This window comes from Ignavibacteriales bacterium, assembly GCA_016700155.1.
Lineage (GTDB): Bacteria > Bacteroidota > Ignavibacteria > Ignavibacteriales > Ignavibacteriaceae.
In genome coordinates, this window is the sequence record CP065001.1 from 3,010,727 (window position 1) to 3,027,369 (window position 16,643).

Annotated in this window: 14 protein-coding genes; 9 read left to right on the top strand and 5 right to left on the bottom strand. The window is 36.2% G+C overall.

Features of this window, described 5'->3' with window-relative positions; translation table 11 throughout:
• Positions 1-59 precede the first annotated feature (59 nt).
• From IPM56_12840 to IPM56_12870, 7 genes are all read left to right on the top strand, one after another.
• The gene (locus tag IPM56_12840) at positions 60-1,463 is read left to right on the top strand and encodes a hypothetical protein (GenBank protein ID QQS35131.1); all 1,404 of its coding nucleotides are present in this window, start codon (positions 60-62) and stop codon (positions 1,461-1,463) included.
• Positions 1,464-1,593: 130 nt separating this feature from the next.
• On the top strand, positions 1,594-4,047 hold the full coding sequence (locus IPM56_12845; protein ID QQS35132.1) for a leucine--tRNA ligase: 2,454 nt from the start codon (positions 1,594-1,596) through the stop codon (positions 4,045-4,047).
• 87 nt (positions 4,048-4,134) lie between these two features.
• Positions 4,135-5,412, top strand: a complete 1,278-nt coding sequence (gene serS, locus IPM56_12850; GenBank protein QQS35133.1) for a serine--tRNA ligase — start codon at positions 4,135-4,137, stop codon at positions 5,410-5,412.
• Between the two features lie 110 nt (positions 5,413-5,522).
• Positions 5,523-7,271, top strand: a complete 1,749-nt coding sequence (locus tag IPM56_12855; GenBank protein QQS35134.1) for an ABC transporter ATP-binding protein — start codon at positions 5,523-5,525, stop codon at positions 7,269-7,271.
• A gap of 9 nt (positions 7,272-7,280) precedes the next feature.
• Positions 7,281-9,074 (top strand): ABC transporter ATP-binding protein, encoded by a 1,794-nt coding sequence (locus tag IPM56_12860; protein QQS35135.1) that lies wholly within the window; start codon positions 7,281-7,283, stop codon positions 9,072-9,074.
• A 32-nt stretch (positions 9,075-9,106) separates the two neighbouring features.
• Positions 9,107-10,138, top strand: coding sequence for a class 1 fructose-bisphosphatase (gene fbp / locus IPM56_12865; GenBank protein QQS35136.1), 1,032 nt, complete (start codon positions 9,107-9,109; stop codon positions 10,136-10,138).
• Between the two features lie 226 nt (positions 10,139-10,364).
• Positions 10,365-11,105, top strand: coding sequence for a hypothetical protein (locus tag IPM56_12870; protein ID QQS35137.1), 741 nt, complete (start codon positions 10,365-10,367; stop codon positions 11,103-11,105).
• Between the two features lie 125 nt (positions 11,106-11,230).
• Here the strand turns inward: IPM56_12870 and IPM56_12875 are convergent, their stop codons facing one another.
• Positions 11,231-11,845 carry a hypothetical protein gene (locus IPM56_12875; protein ID QQS35138.1) on the bottom strand — a complete coding sequence of 205 codons (615 nt, stop codon included), beginning with the start codon at positions 11,843-11,845 and terminating at the stop codon, positions 11,231-11,233.
• A gap of 73 nt (positions 11,846-11,918) precedes the next feature.
• Positions 11,919-12,185, bottom strand: a complete 267-nt coding sequence (locus IPM56_12880; GenBank protein QQS35139.1) for a hypothetical protein — start codon at positions 12,183-12,185, stop codon at positions 11,919-11,921.
• 163 nt (positions 12,186-12,348) lie between these two features.
• On the opposite strand from IPM56_12880, the gene IPM56_12885 reads away from it, so the two are divergent.
• Positions 12,349-13,305 carry a glycosyltransferase family 9 protein gene (locus tag IPM56_12885; protein ID QQS35140.1) on the top strand — a complete coding sequence of 319 codons (957 nt, stop codon included), beginning with the start codon at positions 12,349-12,351 and terminating at the stop codon, positions 13,303-13,305.
• Positions 13,302-14,579 (top strand): 3-deoxy-D-manno-octulosonic acid transferase, encoded by a 1,278-nt coding sequence (locus tag IPM56_12890; GenBank protein ID QQS38305.1) that lies wholly within the window; start codon positions 13,302-13,304, stop codon positions 14,577-14,579. Before IPM56_12885 ends, IPM56_12890 begins: the two co-directional genes overlap by 4 nt.
• A 49-nt stretch (positions 14,580-14,628) precedes the next feature.
• Here the strand turns inward: IPM56_12890 and IPM56_12895 are convergent, their stop codons facing one another.
• The 3 genes from IPM56_12895 to sugE form a co-directional block, all read right to left on the bottom strand.
• Positions 14,629-15,141, bottom strand: coding sequence for a DinB family protein (locus tag IPM56_12895; protein QQS35141.1), 513 nt, complete (start codon positions 15,139-15,141; stop codon positions 14,629-14,631).
• Between the two features lie 30 nt (positions 15,142-15,171).
• Complete coding sequence (locus IPM56_12900) at positions 15,172-16,149, bottom strand: isoaspartyl peptidase/L-asparaginase (protein ID QQS35142.1); 978 nt, start codon at positions 16,147-16,149, stop codon at positions 15,172-15,174.
• 151 nt (positions 16,150-16,300) lie between these two features.
• Positions 16,301-16,618, bottom strand: a complete 318-nt coding sequence (gene sugE / locus IPM56_12905) for a quaternary ammonium compound efflux SMR transporter SugE (GenBank protein QQS35143.1) — start codon at positions 16,616-16,618, stop codon at positions 16,301-16,303.
• Positions 16,619-16,643: the final 25 nt, after the last annotated feature.

The following is a 16,643-nucleotide window of genomic DNA, read 5'->3' on the forward strand; positions in this document are numbered from 1 at the left end:
GCTTAGTTTTACTTAAGAGTTTATGAAGTTTATTGTTAAACTATTTTTTGGGGCAAATCATGAAAAACCTACTGATAATTTTAATCCTGATTTTAATAAGCTATAGTAACGTCCACCCGCAGGATCTGACGCGCACTTATGCTCTCTACCTGCCGGCAATTGCAAGTGAGCACAAGGAGTATCATGAACAGATTAATGCCAGTCTTCAATACTATGCTAAGCTGAATCCTGAACTCATTTACTATTATATAAAATATCTCGACGCTCGCTTTAAACAAAATATTTCAAACCCTGACTCAAATCATTATAACCAGTTACTAGCATTTGAAAAAGAATTAGCGTTAGAACGTAATGAGTGGATTTCAAAAATAAAGGGGGAAGCATGGGATCATGTTAATTCATGGATTGAATATAGAAGTATCGCTTCACTTTATAATGAATTTGATGTTGACCGGACTGAAATGAAAGAAACAAAGCAAACAATTCAGATTGATGAACAATTAAAAGACTATTTTGTTTTTTTGTATTTGTCTCTTCCTGAGCATAAGAATTTTGATAAAGCTGAAGATTACAAACGATTGATAAATTCCCGCACTAAAACCATTGTTAATAATCTCTCGTTAGCATATGAGAATGCGGGCGCACTCAGTAACAATGAAAAGGATTCAGTAATTGCAACTGTCATGCAGTATCCGTTTCTCCTAAAAAGTTATTACCGCAAATATTTTGCAAATACAACCGATTTTGAGTTATATGAATTATTTGATGAATTCTATAAAACCGATTACCGTGTTTATAATGAACTTTTTGTCACAGGTTCTTACTTGTTGGGTAACATTAATGGTGAAGAAAGCTTCAATTTATCCGGTGAAAGATTTCCATTTTATGCAGGACCAAACACATACAATTTAAAAGTCGAGGCTAGAAATAATTTTAATGCCGGTATTGGATTTAAATTAAAGCTTGTGGAAAAAAAATCCATGCTATCATACTTGAAGTTTGTGTTCTTATATGGTGTTGGAACAGTAGCCGAAAATAGAAGCAATTATCCAAGGATTAGATATTTAGATACTATTCTCCCGGGACGAAAAGCATTTCGTGGAAATATAATTGCAGAAGATATTTCTTTTTCAAACAAACGATATTTTCAAGTGATGGCATCATTACCCGTGATGTGGATCTTTCGGGATTTGTCAGCAGAAATTGGTATAAGTTACTCTAATTTCAACCTTGATTACTCAACGAGCGTTAAAAGGGATGAAAACCCCGAAGTTTTTAACTCTGATGAACCGGGGGATTATGATACATCACCAATTAATAAAAACTACAATATTTCTGAATCAGAAGTAGCGCCGTTTATTACTCTAAACTACCTGCTCTATGACAGATTTAATTTCAGAGCGACTTATATAGGGCCTGATCTAATAAGTTTTGGTATTGATATAGTTGCTGTACAGTTTTAATTGTGATGCCCGATAAATTTACAATTTATCGGGCACACTTCAGCTTTGAGAACATCATTCTCTAAATTTGAATTACCTCCCTTTTTCGGTAAATTTCTCCCCGATTTTTAAAATAATATTGAATTGATTTATGCGATATCCATTTGCCGAAGTTGAATCCCGGTGGCAAAAATTCTGGGAAGAAAATAAAATTTATAGAACTGATTTTTCAAACGATAAAGAAAAACTTTATACCCTCGTAATGTTCATTTATCCTTCCGGTGCAAAACTGCACTGCGGACATTGGTATAACTACGGTCCAACCGATACCTGGGCTAGATTCAAAAAGCTAAAAGGTTATAATGTATTTGAACCGATGGGTTACGATGCCTTTGGTTTACCTGCTGAAAATTATGCAATCAAAACAGGTATTCACCCTTATGACAGCACAATAAAAAATATTGCCGACATACGTGACCAGTTAAAACGAATGGGATGTATGTACGACTGGAACGCTGAGTTAATGACATGTGTTCCGGAATATTATAAATGGAATCAATGGTTATTTCTGCAACTCTACAAAAAAGGATTAGCGTACAGAAAAAATGCACCCGTGAACTGGTGTCCTAAAGACAATACCGTTCTCGCAAATGAACAGGTTTTGAATGACGGTACTTGTGAGCGATGCGGAACAGTTGTTATCCAAAAAAATCTTACGCAGTGGTTTTTTAAAATAACCGACTATGCCGAAGAACTTCTGCAGGGACTTGATAAAATAAACTGGCCAGAAAAAACCAAATCCATGCAGCGCAACTGGATCGGCAAAAGTGTCGGAGCTGAAGTTCATTTCAAGATAGACGGAACTGAAAATGGTATAAAAGTTTTTACTACCAGACCGGATACTCTTTTCGGTGCAACATACATGGTTCTTGCACCGGAACATTCTTTAGTTGTCCAGATAACTACACCTGAAAATAAAAATGCCGTTGAAGCTTACAAAGATTCTATCAAATCAATGACCGAGATTGACAGAACTTCAACCGTGAAAGAAAAAACAGGAGTGTTTACCGGAGCGTATGCAATCAATCCGGCTAACAATAAAAAAATTCCTATCTGGATTGCAGATTATGTTTTAACAACATACGGTACAGGCGCTATAATGGCTGTTCCGGGACAGGATGAGCGTGATTGGGAATTTGCCGAAAAATTTAATCTGCCGATTTTAAGAACCGTTCAGCCATCAGAAGGATTTGAAGGAAAAGCTTTTACTGAAGATGGTCCGGCAATCGAAAGTGATTTTTTAAACGGACTTTATGTCGCTGATGCTAAACAAAAAATGATTTCCTGGCTCGAAGAAAAAGGAATCGGAAAAAGTAAAATAAATTACCGGTTGAGAGATTGGCTAATTTCACGTCAACGATATTGGGGAACACCGATACCAATAATTCACTGCCCTAATTGCGGTGAAGTAGCAGTTAGCCAAGATGAGTTGCCTGTCGAACTTCCTTATGAAGTTGAATTTAAACCAACAGGAGAATCTCCGTTAACTTCAAATCAGAAGTTCATGAATGTTAAATGTCCTAAGTGCGGCACTGATTCAAAACGTGATCCTGACACGATGGATACATTTGTTGATTCATCATGGTATTACCTCAGGTATCTGAATCCTAAAATATCTGACAAAATGTTTGATGATACACTTGCTGAAAAATGGACACCGGTCGATATGTATGTCGGTGGTGCCGAACACGCTGTAATGCATTTGCTGTACGCACGATTCATTCACAAATTTTTACGTGATATGAAAATGGTCAACAGTGATGAACCATTTCAAACTCTTGTTCACCAGGGAACAATTACGAATGACGGCGCAAAGATGTCAAAGTCAAAAGGAAATATTGTTAACCCCGATGAGTTCACTGTAAAATTTGGAGCTGATGTTTTCAGACTTTACCTGATGTTTATGGGTCCTTACGAACTTGGCGGAGATTGGAGTGATAAAGGAATTTCGGGAACAGATAGGTTCGTTCAAAGATCCTATGATGTTTTTCTGAATCATAAAGATTTTAGTAAGAGCAACTTTGCTGATATAAAGTATGATTTACAATCGCTCAATGATGCTGAGAAATCGCTTTACAGAAAAGTTAACCAGACAATCAAAAAGTATGAAGATGAAGTAAACAATTTCAGGTTTAATACTGCAATTGCCGCATTGATGGAATTGTTGAATGAAATAAAATCAATCGAGAGTTGCAGAGAACAAATCCGTACTTATGTGCTTGAACGGTTTGCAGTAATGCTTGCGTCTGTTGCACCGCATCTTGGGGAGGAATGCTGGAACATATTAGGAAATGAAAAATCGCTTTTTGAAAAACCCGTTTGGTTTGAATTTGATCCCGCTGCATTGATTGAAGATACTGTTAATATTGCTGTTCAGGTTAACGGCAAACTCCGTTCAACAATCAGTGTTGCAATGAACAGTGAGCAGGATGCCGTTAAATCAATAGTGTTCGCCGATGAGAAAGTAACCAAATTCACTGACGGCAAAACAATAGTGAAAGAAATATTCGTAAAGAATAAAATTTATAACATAGTAGTAAAATAAAACTAACCACTAAGACACTTAGTTCACTAAGAAGCACTAAGTGAAACTATGTGTTCTTAGTGCCTTAGTGGTTAAAAAAGGAATAAAATGTTAGACCTAAAATATATCCGCGAGAATCCTGAACTAGTAAAACAAGGTATCATCAACAAAAATGAAAAGGACAGAGTTGATGAGATACTCGCCCTTGATGAGCAAAGAAGAAACTTCATCTTAAAGACCGACGAACTGAAAGCAAAACGCAACCAGGTAAGCGCGCAAATTCCGCAAATGAAAAAGGCAGGGCAGGATACAACTTCCGTTCTGGTTGAAATGAAAAAAGTTTCAGATGAAATAACTGATCTTGATTCCCAGCTAAAAGATGTTGAAGAAAAGTTAAATGATATCCTGATGTACATTCCCAATCTTCCTCACTCAAGTGTACCTGTTGGAAAATCAGCGGCAGATAATGTTGAAGTAAGACAATGGCTGCCGGAAGGGTTTTCATTTAATAAAGAAGAAAAAGTTTTAGATCACATTGAACTTGGTAAAAAATTAAAGATACTCGACTTTGAACGAGGCGCAAAAATTTCAGGTTCAGGTTTCCCGCTTTATCTTGGTAAAGGCGCAACACTGGAAAGAGCATTGATTAATTTTATGCTCGACCTTCATCTTACACAACATGGTTACAGTGAAGTATTTCCGCCGTTCCTTGTTAACCGCGACTCAATGAAGGGAACCGGACAAATCCCGAAGATGGAAGAAGACATGTACAACATCGAAAAAGACGGACTCTTCCCTATTCCAACTGCAGAGGTTCCGATTACAAATATTTACCGTAACGACATTTTAAGTGAGCAGGAATTGCCTCTTAAGTATGTAGGATATTCAGCATGTTTCAGACGTGAAGCCGGATCTTATGGAAAAGAATCAAAAGGATTTTTGCGCGTTCACCAGTTCAACAAAGTAGAGATGGTTAAGTTCGTTAAACCGGAAACTTCTTTTGATGAACTTGAACTGTTAGTAAAAGATGCCGAAGATGTTTTGCAGGCATTAAAAATACCTTACAGGATTTTAATGTTGTGTACCGGTGATTTGAGTTTCTCTGCTGCAAAGTGTTATGATATAGAAACCTGGTCTCCAGCAGAAAACCGTTGGCTTGAAGCTTCATCATGCAGTAACTTTGAAAATTTCCAGGCACGAAGAGCAAACATCCGTTTCAGGAATGAAGCAACGAAGAAACCCGAGTTTGTTCATACACTTAATGGTTCAGGTTTAGCCACAAGCAGACTGATGGTTTCACTGCTTGAAAACTATCAGACTCCTGAAGGTAAAATTATTGTTCCGAAAGTACTTCAGAAGTACACCGGATTTGAGATCATCGACTAATCAGAAAAAAATAGTACACTGATTTAAGTTTTTAACTCTGATTTTTTCAGACCATACCTGATCTTATTCAATCATAAAAATCAGTGTACAATTCCTACTAATATTTATTAATGAAAAACTTATATAAACTAAAAAAATATTTTACCCGTTATAAATCAAAACTCCTTTGGGGATTTTTATTTATTCTTTTATCAAATGCAGGGACTGTACTTCTCCCTATACTTCTTAAAGATGCAATTAACGTTCTCGAAAAAGTTGCAACAACAAACGATCTGATTTTTTACGGCACCTGGATAGTAATCACTTCATTGGTCGCTGGTATTTTCAGATTCCTGATTCGTCAAACTATTATTGTTGTTTCAAGAGAGATTGAATATGATCTGCGTCATGATTTCTGGGAACATATACAAAAACTTCCGTTGAGATATTTTCAGAATAACTCTACAGGGAATATTATGGCGCATGCAACAAATGATATAAACGCAGTGAGAACATTTCTCGGTCCCGCAGTGATGTACTCGACAGATACGTTGATAAGATTTTTAATGGTGATCGGAATAATGTTATCAATAGATGTCCGTCTGACCATATACGCTTTAATTCCTCTTCCGCTTTTATCGTATGGAGTTTTCAGAGTTGGAAAATTAATTCATGCCAAGTACACAAAGATCCAGGAGAAGTTTGCTGAACTGACAACCAAAGCTCAGGAAAATTTTTCTGGAATAAGAGTTATCAAATCTTATGTTCGCGAAGATCATGAAATAAATAAATTCAATGAAATGAGCCGCGACTATCTTGGAACAAATATGAACCTTGTAAGAGTACAAGCCTTGATAATGCCTATACTTGTGCTTATAACCGGATTGTCAATTATACTCGTTATCTGGTTAGGTGGGACAAATGTGATTAACAAAACTCTTACACTCGGTGAGATGACCGCATTTATAATTTATCTCGGAATTCTTATCTGGCCTATGATCGCATTCGGATGGGTAATTAATATTGTCCAGCAGGGTGAGGCAAGTATGAAACGAATTAATAAAATATTTGCTGAACCATTTGAAATACACGACTCTGAATCAACAAAGCACGAAGTCAAAGATATTAAAGGTGAAATAACTGTTAATAATGTTAGTTTCAGATACAGCGAGAACCTTCCTGATGTATTAAAAAATATAAATTTGAAAATCCCTGTTGGTTCTACCACAGCTATAATGGGTTATACAGGCTCGGGAAAAACTTCTTTCATTAATCTTATTCCCAGGTTATATGATGTAACCGGCGGAGAACTGCTTATTGATGGCATTAATGTAAAAGACATTTCTGTTTCAATATTAAGAACAAAAATCGGTGTTGTTCAGCAGGAATCATTTTTATTTTCTGATACCGTTATGAATAATCTTTCTTATGGTTTAAGAAATGTTAATGAAGAACGAATAAAACAAGTTTCTTCAATAGCACAGTTTGATAAAGATGTGGAATCATTCCCGCAAGGTTACAGCACAATGGTTGGTGAACGCGGAATAACTTTTTCCGGCGGACAGAAACAAAGAGCGTCACTGGCAAGAGCATTAGCTATTGATCCTAAAATATTAATACTTGATGATTCCTTCTCAGCAGTTGATACACATACAGAGGAAGAAATCCTGAAAAATCTAAAACAGTTTATGAAAAATAGGACAAGTATTATTATCAGTCATAGGATTTCAACTGTGAAAGATGCGGATAAAATTATTGTTCTGTCAAACGGAACAATAAAAGAAGAAGGAACTCACGAACAACTTGTAAACCTTGGCGGAATTTATGCTGATCTGCATTTCAAACAATTACTCGAAAAAGAATTAGAAGAATTAAATTGATTTTAAGTTATGGCTAACGATTATAAAAACGATGATGAAGTATTGGGTAAAGCGTATGACTCCCGTTTGATGCGGCGTTTGTTAGGCTACATTAAACCGTATAAGAAGTATGTTATCTTCGCAATATTTTTTAATGTTGTGGTAGCTGCGTTAGGTCCGCTTCGACCATATCTTACAAAGATCGCCATTGATGATTACATTGCTCACTCCAACTACAATGGTTTGTTGTACATAAGTATTGCGTTGTTTGCTTCACTTATGTTTCAGGCGGCGATACAATACTTTTTAACTTACTACACTCAGCTACTCGGACAAAAAACTATTTATGATTTGCGTTCACAAATTTTCGCACATACGCAGAAACTTGCTCTGAAATATTTTGATAAAACACCTATCGGCAGGCTTGTTACACGTACTACAAATGATGTTGAATCTTTAAATGAATTATTTTCATCCGGCATTGTAATGGTGTTCAGCGATGTGTTTATCATCTTATGGATACTTGGTTTTATGTTCTTCATGGACATTCCCCTTTCATTAGTTACACTTTCTGTTCTGCCTGTTTTGATTTACGGAACATTTCTGTTCAGAAAAAAAGTACGTGAGAGTTACAGGGATGTAAGACTTCACCTTGCAAGATTAAATGCTTATATGCAGGAACACGTAACCGGGATGAATGTTGTTCAGATATTCCATAAAGAAAAAGATGAACTGAAAAGATTTTCCGATATTAATAATGATTACAGGACTGCGAACATTAAATCAATTTTTTATTACGCAGTATTTTTCCCCGGTGTGGAATTGTTAAGCTCAATTGCTATTGCACTTATCATCTGGTATGGCGGCGGTGAGATAATACAGGGCACACTAACACTTGGTGTTTTGTTCGCTTTCATTCAATACACAGAAATGTTTTTCAGACCGATAAGAGATCTATCGGAAAAGTATAACATTATGCAGACCGCTATGGCATCATCTGAAAGAATCTTTAAACTGCTTGATGATAAAACATTTATTAAAAATCCTGAAAGCCCTGTTACATTAAATGGTGTAAAAGGCGGAATAGATTTTAAGAATGTCTGGTTCGCTTATAATAACGATGACTATGTACTTAAAGATATTTCATTCAGTATAAAACCAGGTGAAACTGTTGCGATTGTCGGTCACACAGGCGCCGGCAAAACAAGCATCATTAATATTCTTACAAGATTTTATGACATCAGCAAAGGCTCAATTTTATTGGATGGAATTGATATCAGGAATTTAGACAAACGTGAACTGAGGAAATATATTTCAATCGTACTTCAGGATGTTTTTCTTTTTTCAGGAGATATAAAGAATAATATAAATCTTGGCAACGACGATATTCCTGAAGAGAGAATTATTGCAGCAGCAAAATATGTGGGTGCCGACAAATTCATCGAAACACTTCCCGGCAAATATTCTGAAATAGTAAAAGAACGCGGCGCAACATTAAGCGTTGGACAAAAACAGTTAATCTCTTTTGCCCGCGCATTAGCTTATGATCCACGCATTCTCATTCTTGATGAAGCAACTTCAAGTGTTGATACGGAAACAGAACAGCTTATTCAAAGAGCGATTGAAAAACTTTTAGTCGGAAGAACCGCAATTGTAATTGCTCACAGACTTTCAACTATACAAAGCGCGGATAAAATAATTGTTATGCACAAAGGTGAGTTAAGAGAAACAGGAACTCACCAGGAACTTCTTGCTAAACGCGGAATTTATTATAAATTGTATCAGCTTCAATATAAAGATCAGGAAATAACAAAAGCCGTTTAATAATTCCATATTAATTGAGAGGAGAGCAATCAATGGAAAAAGTCCGGTTCATGACGCTTGCCCGTCACATTATTGAAGGGGAAAAACTACATCCTGAAGCGACAGGAGAATTGTCAAAGCTGTTATCAGATCTGTCACTCGCAGCAAAAGTCATTTCACTTGAAGTAAACAAAGCGGGTCTGGTTGATATACTTGGTTTCACAGGTGACAGTAACGTTCACGGTGAGCAGGTAAAAAAACTTGATATGTTTGCTCACGATATGATGTTCAGAGCAATGGATCACGGGGGACATCTTTGCGTAATGGCATCTGAGGAGGAGGAAGATATAATACACATTCCAGACAGGTTCAACATTGGAAAGTACGTCCTGCTTTTCGATCCGCTTGATGGCTCATCAAATATTGATGCTAACATTAGTATCGGAACAATATTTTCAATTTACAGGAGAATAACTCCTGACGGTAAACCCGGAACTCTCGAAGATTGTCTGCAGCAGGGAATGTACCAGGTTGCCGCTGGATATATTGTTTATGGCTCAAGCACAATACTTGTCTATTCTGCAGGTCACGGTGCACACGGATTCACTCTTGATCCTTCATTCGGAGAGTTTCTTCTTTCACATCCCAACATGAAAACACCGAAGAAATCTAAAATTTACAGTATCAATGAAGGCAATTATCTTTACTGGCACCCGGGCTTAAAAAAATACATCAAGTATTTGCAGGAGGAAGACAAAACAACAAGCAGACCATACTCTTCCAGGTACATCGGATCAATGGTTGCCGATATTCATCGTAACTTGTTGTACGGAGGAATATTTATGTATCCTGCTGATTCAAGAAGTCCAAACGGCAAATTAAGATTGATGTATGAGTGTAACCCTATGTCATTTATTGTTGAGGCTGCCGGTGGAAGAGCTTCAAATGGTAAGCAGAGAATACTTGAAGTTAAACCATCTTCGCTTCATCAAAGAACACCTATCTTTATTGGTAGTGAAGAAGATGTTAAGATGGTAGAAGAGTTTATGGCGAAAGAAGAATTAGTTGAGCAGGGAGTGAAGTAAAGAAGTCAGAATTTATTTGACCCGCTCTGTTGAGCGGGTTTTTTATTTGTAAAAATAAATTTAATTGTTAGTTGTCAATTTTTGTCCTGCCGCATGTCAATTAATTTCTACAAATAATTTTAGTTGAATATACAAAGTTTGTTCCCCTGTCGTTGTTGTTTTACATCAATCGGGTTTTAAAATGGTATCAAATTTGCCAAGGGAGAAAAAATATCGGGAGGAAAAAATGAAAGCTTTATTTATCAACTCTAAATACCTGCCTGTCCTTTTCACACTAATTTTTATTCAATGTCACGTACCGCCAAATGCAGTTTTGAAACTAACCGCTGATTCACATGAAACCGAATGGTATAAAGGTAAACAAATTATGACAATTGAAAATGAAATTGTTTCTATTCAATTATCTTTTGACAGAACTTCATCAGATAATTACCTGTTTGATGTTGATGTATTAAATACATCAGACTCTGCTCTGCTTGTAGATCCGCAGAAATTTTACTATAGCCTTATTGATCCGAAGTCCAGAAAGAATCCTGTAATTGTCAATGCCCGTGATCCAGAATCTACTATTCTTGACCTGCAAAAAAAGTATGCGTTAAATCAGAGTCGGGTGGAAACAGAGAAGATGTCATACGCATTTGGGTATTTCCTTAATGCCGTTGGGCAGACTGCTGCTCTTGTTAAAGGTGATCGTGAAACAAGTGAAAATTTTGATCGAAATTACCAGGATCTTGAACGGGAAGAATTTCTTGACGATGTAAGAAATCAAAAAATTTCTGAATCACTAGAATCGTCATCATATATCTGGGAAATACTCGCTTTGAGAAAAACTACTCTAAGAAAAAACGAAAGTATAAACGGTGTTGTATTCTTCCCTGTAAATAAAGATGCAAAGACTCTTGAGTTCTTTTTTCCGGTTGGCAGTTCAACTTTAAAAATTAATTTTAACCAGGAGAGGATACTATAAATTAAAAGGTTGCACTATACAGTGGGACTCAATAATTTGAGTTTGAGTCCGATTAACTTCGTTAATACATTAAAACGCTTATAGTCATAACTCAATTAGTTCTATACTATTAAAAATTATAAAGTTTAATCTGATTCTTTATAAGATTGTTGAATATGATAGGCATTGTCGATTTCAATTCTAAGATCATGATAATTCACAGACGAAGTTAATTTTTTGAGTGAGTTTAAAGTGATTGAAGATTCACTCTTTTTGTGCAAATCAAGTTTAAAAGTAGGAAGCACATAAAAATCCCATTGCTCCATTTTCAAAGGATCTAAAGTCTCCTGCACTTTGTGTTTCAACAAACAAAACACGTAAACATCTGCATGTCTTTTAGGACTGATTTCCTGAATATTTGTACTCGCATCCCAATATCTGGCAGGTTTTATAGAAAATAAAATAGATGAAAATTTTTTTTGACACCAACTCTGTAAATACGATGAAGATTTTACCTCAATTTTTTTGCCATCAGGTGTAAGTAAATCAAAAGCATCCCATTCAGTTCTAACATTATCAAAATTAATTCCGACTGCTGTTCCTACAATGAATTCTGCAAATTTTCCTCTGATTGCATTACTTACAATATCTGAAGCAGTCCAAATCCAAAAATCAAGCAACTTAAAATTAGTTTTCTCTCCATGAACTGTCAGGAATTCCTTCCCAGATTTAGCAGTTGATTTGATTTGTCCGAGACTCATAAATAGAAAATTTAAAGAGTGATTAGAGGATAAACTTTTGGTACTTCACAGAAATTCTAAGATTCAAGTGTGTTTACTTCTTAATCTTGGCAAGCTCCGCCGCAATTTTATCGGCGAGTGCTTCTTCAGATATTCCTTCAACTCTTATCTGAGATGTCTTAAGCAGAATTTTAGGATGATCGCCTTCACCCATTACAAACTTATATAATCCGAACCCCAGCCTGTTGCGGTCATTATCAACCGGCATAAATTCTTTAAAGTCATTTACAATTTTATAAACCTGGGCTTCGACTGAATCTTCCGGAAATTTTTTTGTTGCCGGAGGAGGTAATGTTGACATAAAGTTTCCTTAATTTTTGTTACAAAAATAGGATTGATGCCCTTCACCCGCAACTTAAATGTGGAAGAACTTCATCTATTTGTGTAGATTTCCCCTAAAATTTATTCATCATTTTTATTTTTGTTTGAATATTAAACACTTAAATAAAGTGCTCATTATACGCATGAGTTCTTTGGGCGATGTTCTGCTCACAACACCTCTTCTGAGATCACTGAAAAAACAGAATCCCGAAATTCAGATCGACTTCATAGTGAAAAAACAATTTGCCGATGCGTTAAGATTTAATCCTCACGTCTCAAATTTATTTGAGTATGATTCAACACAAGAGAAAAATAATTTTGGCTTGCCTGATTTCAGTAATACCAAATATGATCTTGTAATTGATCTGCAGAACAATCTTCGCTCATTAAAAATCCGGCGGCAGGTTAACGCCCCATTAGTAAAATTCCATAAACCTAATCTTGCAAAGTTCCTGCTGGTAAATTTTAAGATTAATCTTTTGAAAGAAAAAACTCCGATCACTGCAAGGTATTCAAATTCAATTGAAGGATTAGAGCTTGATGAAAAAGGATTGGAACTTCATACAAACAATCAACCGGATATTAGATTACAAAACGGAACCAACTACGTAGGTTTTTGTCCCGGCGCAAAACATTTTACCAAACAATGGCTGAAAGAATATTTTGTTGAACTTGGAAATCTTTTAACAAAAGAGAATTATACAGTTCTGCTTTTCGGCGGTAAAGACGACAGAAAATTATGTAAAGAAATTTCAAATGAAATAAATTCATCTATCGATCTTTCAAATGATGATGAACTGCTGCAGACTGCGGCTGATATGAAAATCTGTAAAATGATTGTCTGTAACGATTCCGGATTAATGCATACAGCGTGCGCGGTCGGAATTCCTGTTACTGTTATATTCGGATCAACCGTTCAGGAATTTGGTTTTGCTCCTTACAACACCCCAAATTTAATATTAGAAAACAAATCATTATTTTGCAGACCGTGTTCGCACATTGGAAGGGAAAGCTGCCCTAAAGAACACTTTAAATGTATGAAGGAGATCGTTCCGCAGCAGGCACTCCGGGAAATTTTGCAGTTTATAAAATCAAAATGAAAATACTTTCTAAACTATTCTACAATATTCTTGTAATTCCATTTCTTTATATCACATTAAGATTTATCGGGCTTTTCAATGCAAAAACTAAAAAAGGAATTCAGGGACGCAAACGTGTATTTGAAGAACTTATTCTCGATGCCGCGGCACTTGATAAATCAAAAAAATTAATCTGGTTCCACTCATCTTCACTTGGTGAGTTTGAACAGGCAAAACCAATTATTAAGGAACTGAAAAAGGATAATAAGATAAATATTCTTATTACTTTTTTTTCGCCGTCGGGATATGAGAATTCAAAAAAATATCCTTACGCTGATCTTGTTTCGTACATTCCTTTCGATACAAAAACAAACGCTAACCGGTTTATTCATATTGTTCATCCAGACCTTGCAGTATTGATGCGTTACGACATCTGGCCAAATCACATCTGGGCAATGGATGATTACAGCGTTCCGTCATACATAGTTGACGCGACAATGAAAAGTTCATCTCCAAGGAAATATCCGTTCATAAAAAATTTTCATAAAGTTTTATTTAAAGACATAACAAAAATTCTTACAGTATCTCAAGATGATGTTAACGGCTTTAAAGATTTCGGCTGTACAGACGAGCAGGTTAAAGCAGTAGGCGATACAAGATTTGACCGGGTTTATCAAAGAAGTATAACGGCACGTGAAAGAAATCTTGTCAAAGATGATCTTTTCAAAAATAAAAAAGTGATTGTCGCCGGAAGCACATGGGAACTTGATGAAGAGGTTATCATCCCTGCTTTCTTAAAGCTCGCTGAGTATGATGAAAATGTAATATTGATTATCGCTCCACACGAACCTACACTGGTTCATCTTGAAAAAATTGAAAATGAATTTGCCAATAAGCTTAATTCAATCAGGTTTTCAGCTTTGAACAATTATAACAATGAACGCGTCATCATTGTTGATTCGGTAGGAATTTTACTTACGCTTTATACTTATGCACATCTTGCATTCATCGGTGGAAGTTTTAAACAGAACATACACAATGTGCTTGAAGCCGCTGTTTACGGTATCCCGGTAATGTTCGGGCCAAAGATTGATAATTCGCAGGAAGCACAGCAGCTTGTAAAAAGAGGAAGCGGTTTACTTGTTAATAATAAAAGAGAAGCTTACAGGCACCTGAGAACATTATTGACAAATGAAAATCTGAGAGAAAAACTCGGGAAAGTATCATTCAATTATGTGCAGGAAAATCTTGGCGCTACTGAAAAAATCCTGAAAGAGATTTACGAAGTTATTTAAAGTAGAGATGACATTTTTTTAAAAGATGTCATCTCTAAAATCGGAGTTCTCAATTCCCCAGGTATCTTTCTTTAAGAATTTTTATATGATGTTTTTCATGACCGGCAATGATGAATAACAACGCCCTTACAGTCACTTCAAAATTATTTGCTACACCACGCTTGTTTAACATAAATTCATCAAACCCCCGGAATAAAAGTATATTCGATTCCCTCAGCAGCCTGAACTCATAGTTCAGATCAAATAACTCGCGGCTGTTAAAGTTTCCCGTTTTAACATACTCGTTCTGATCATAACCTGGTAGTGATTGCTTTTCACCACGTGCGATACACAGAGCTCTGTAAGCAAAAATTCTTTCGGCATCAATAAGATGCCCGACAACTTCTTTTACTGTCCACTTCCCTTCAGCATAAGCATAATTCCCTTTTGATTCAGAAAATGAATTCAACAACTCCTGGGTCTCAAGATTTTGTGCGGTAAGAATTTCAATACCGTTATCGCCTGCAAGCGCATCAACATAACCTGCGTAGAACGGTGCATAATCTTTTTTATCCGGACGCATAAACTTTCCTCCGAAAATTTTTGATAATAATTATTCCCAGATCTTAATTTCTTTTTTACCTTTTGAATCCAAAGAAGCTCTCAGCATACTGCCGGTATTATACAGCATCACAACGTTTCCATCCTTATCAACTGCTATCAAACCGCCGGTTCCTTTTTCAAGTCTTTTGTTTATCATCTCTTCTGCTGCATGCTGAAGTGTCATGTTCTTCATTTCCATTAAAGCAGAAACATTATACGCAACAGTATTCTTAATGAAGAGTTCTCCAGTTCCCGTACATGAAACAGCGCATGTTTTATTGCTTGCATAAGTGCCGGCATTCACAAGCGGTGAGTCGCCAATCCTGCCGGGCATTTTACCAGTCATGCCGCCTGTTGACGTAGCAGCAGAAAGATTGCCGTTCTTATCCAACGCCACACAACCTACTGTGCCTTGTTTATTTTTCTCCTCAAATCTTTTTAAAGATTCATAACTGCTCTCTGTATAAAAATAATTTTGGTTAACCATTTCGACATTCATTTGCTTTGCGAACTCTTCCGCACCGTCACCACTTAGCAGCACGTGTTTTGTTTTTTCTTTTACCAGCCGTGCTAATGAGATTGGGTTTTTAATATGCTTTACTCCGGTAACCGCGCCGCAGGAAAGGTCAGCGCCGTACATTATGGATGCATCAAGTTCATGCGTGCCGGCACTTGTAAAAACAGCTCCCCGTCCCGCATTGAAAAGTGAATCATCTTCAAGAAACTTCACTGCACTTTCAACTGCATCAAGACTGCTTCCGCCATTTTCTAGAATGTTTTTCCCTATGTTCAATGCTGTTTCAAGTGAATTCATATAAAGCTGTTTTGTCGATTCGGGAATTTCCTTATTCATAAATCCGGCACCGCCGTGGATTACAATCGCGTATTTACCATCATTTTTTCCAGGCTCATTCTTATCGTTTTTATCAATGAACTGAACTGCAAGAATCACAAGCGCGGTGATTATAATAAAATAAACAGTCTTCATTCTTATCTCTTGATTATTTTTGGTTTGTTAATGCTGCATTAACACAATTACAATGTGCTTCAGCGATTCAAATTTATTTTAATTATTTCAGAATTGAAACTCATAAAACAATTTTATTCAAGTATAATTGATGAGAAAAATTTTGAATGTTTTAATCGGAATAGACTTTAAGACCTATTATCCCCGATACAATAAGGAAGATGAAAAATATTCTGATAAGTTCTTTCGATTCACCGAAAAGTATCATTCCGAATATTGCTGTGCCGACCGCGCCAATACCTGTCCATACGGCATAAGCAGTTCCAAGCGGCAATGTTTTAACTGAAACGGACAGGAGATACATACTTAATATCATCGCCGCGATTGTAAAAATACTTGGCCAGAGTTTTGTAAAACCATCTGTATATTTTAATCCCACCGCCCAGGCTATTTCAAATATTCCGGCAACTACTAATATGATCCAGTTCATTAATTATTTATGGAATTAAAGTTTA

Bases quoted from the DNA above. Each gene is read 5' to 3' on its own strand.
- IPM56_12895 (QQS35141.1), bottom strand. From the start codon at position 15,141: ATGCGTCCGGATAAAAAAGATTATGCACCGTTCTACGCAGGTTATGTT.
- IPM56_12855 (QQS35134.1), top strand. From the start codon at position 5,523: ATGAAAAACTTATATAAACTAAAAAAATATTTTACCCGTTATAAATCA.
- serS (QQS35133.1), top strand. From the start codon at position 4,135: ATGTTAGACCTAAAATATATCCGCGAGAATCCTGAACTAGTAAAACAA.
- IPM56_12880 (QQS35139.1), bottom strand. From the start codon at position 12,185: ATGTCAACATTACCTCCTCCGGCAACAAAAAAATTTCCGGAAGATTCA.
- IPM56_12845 (QQS35132.1), top strand. From the start codon at position 1,594: ATGCGATATCCATTTGCCGAAGTTGAATCCCGGTGGCAAAAATTCTGG.
- IPM56_12885 (QQS35140.1), top strand. From the start codon at position 12,349: ATGAGTTCTTTGGGCGATGTTCTGCTCACAACACCTCTTCTGAGATCA.
- IPM56_12860 (QQS35135.1), top strand. From the start codon at position 7,281: ATGGCTAACGATTATAAAAACGATGATGAAGTATTGGGTAAAGCGTAT.
- IPM56_12890 (QQS38305.1), top strand. From the start codon at position 13,302: ATGAAAATACTTTCTAAACTATTCTACAATATTCTTGTAATTCCATTT.
- IPM56_12900 (QQS35142.1), bottom strand. From the start codon at position 16,149: ATGAAGACTGTTTATTTTATTATAATCACCGCGCTTGTGATTCTTGCA.
- IPM56_12875 (QQS35138.1), bottom strand. From the start codon at position 11,845: ATGAGTCTCGGACAAATCAAATCAACTGCTAAATCTGGGAAGGAATTC.
- sugE (QQS35143.1), bottom strand. From the start codon at position 16,618: ATGAACTGGATCATATTAGTAGTTGCCGGAATATTTGAAATAGCCTGG.
- fbp (QQS35136.1), top strand. From the start codon at position 9,107: ATGGAAAAAGTCCGGTTCATGACGCTTGCCCGTCACATTATTGAAGGG.
- IPM56_12870 (QQS35137.1), top strand. From the start codon at position 10,365: ATGAAAGCTTTATTTATCAACTCTAAATACCTGCCTGTCCTTTTCACA.
- IPM56_12840 (QQS35131.1), top strand. From the start codon at position 60: ATGAAAAACCTACTGATAATTTTAATCCTGATTTTAATAAGCTATAGT.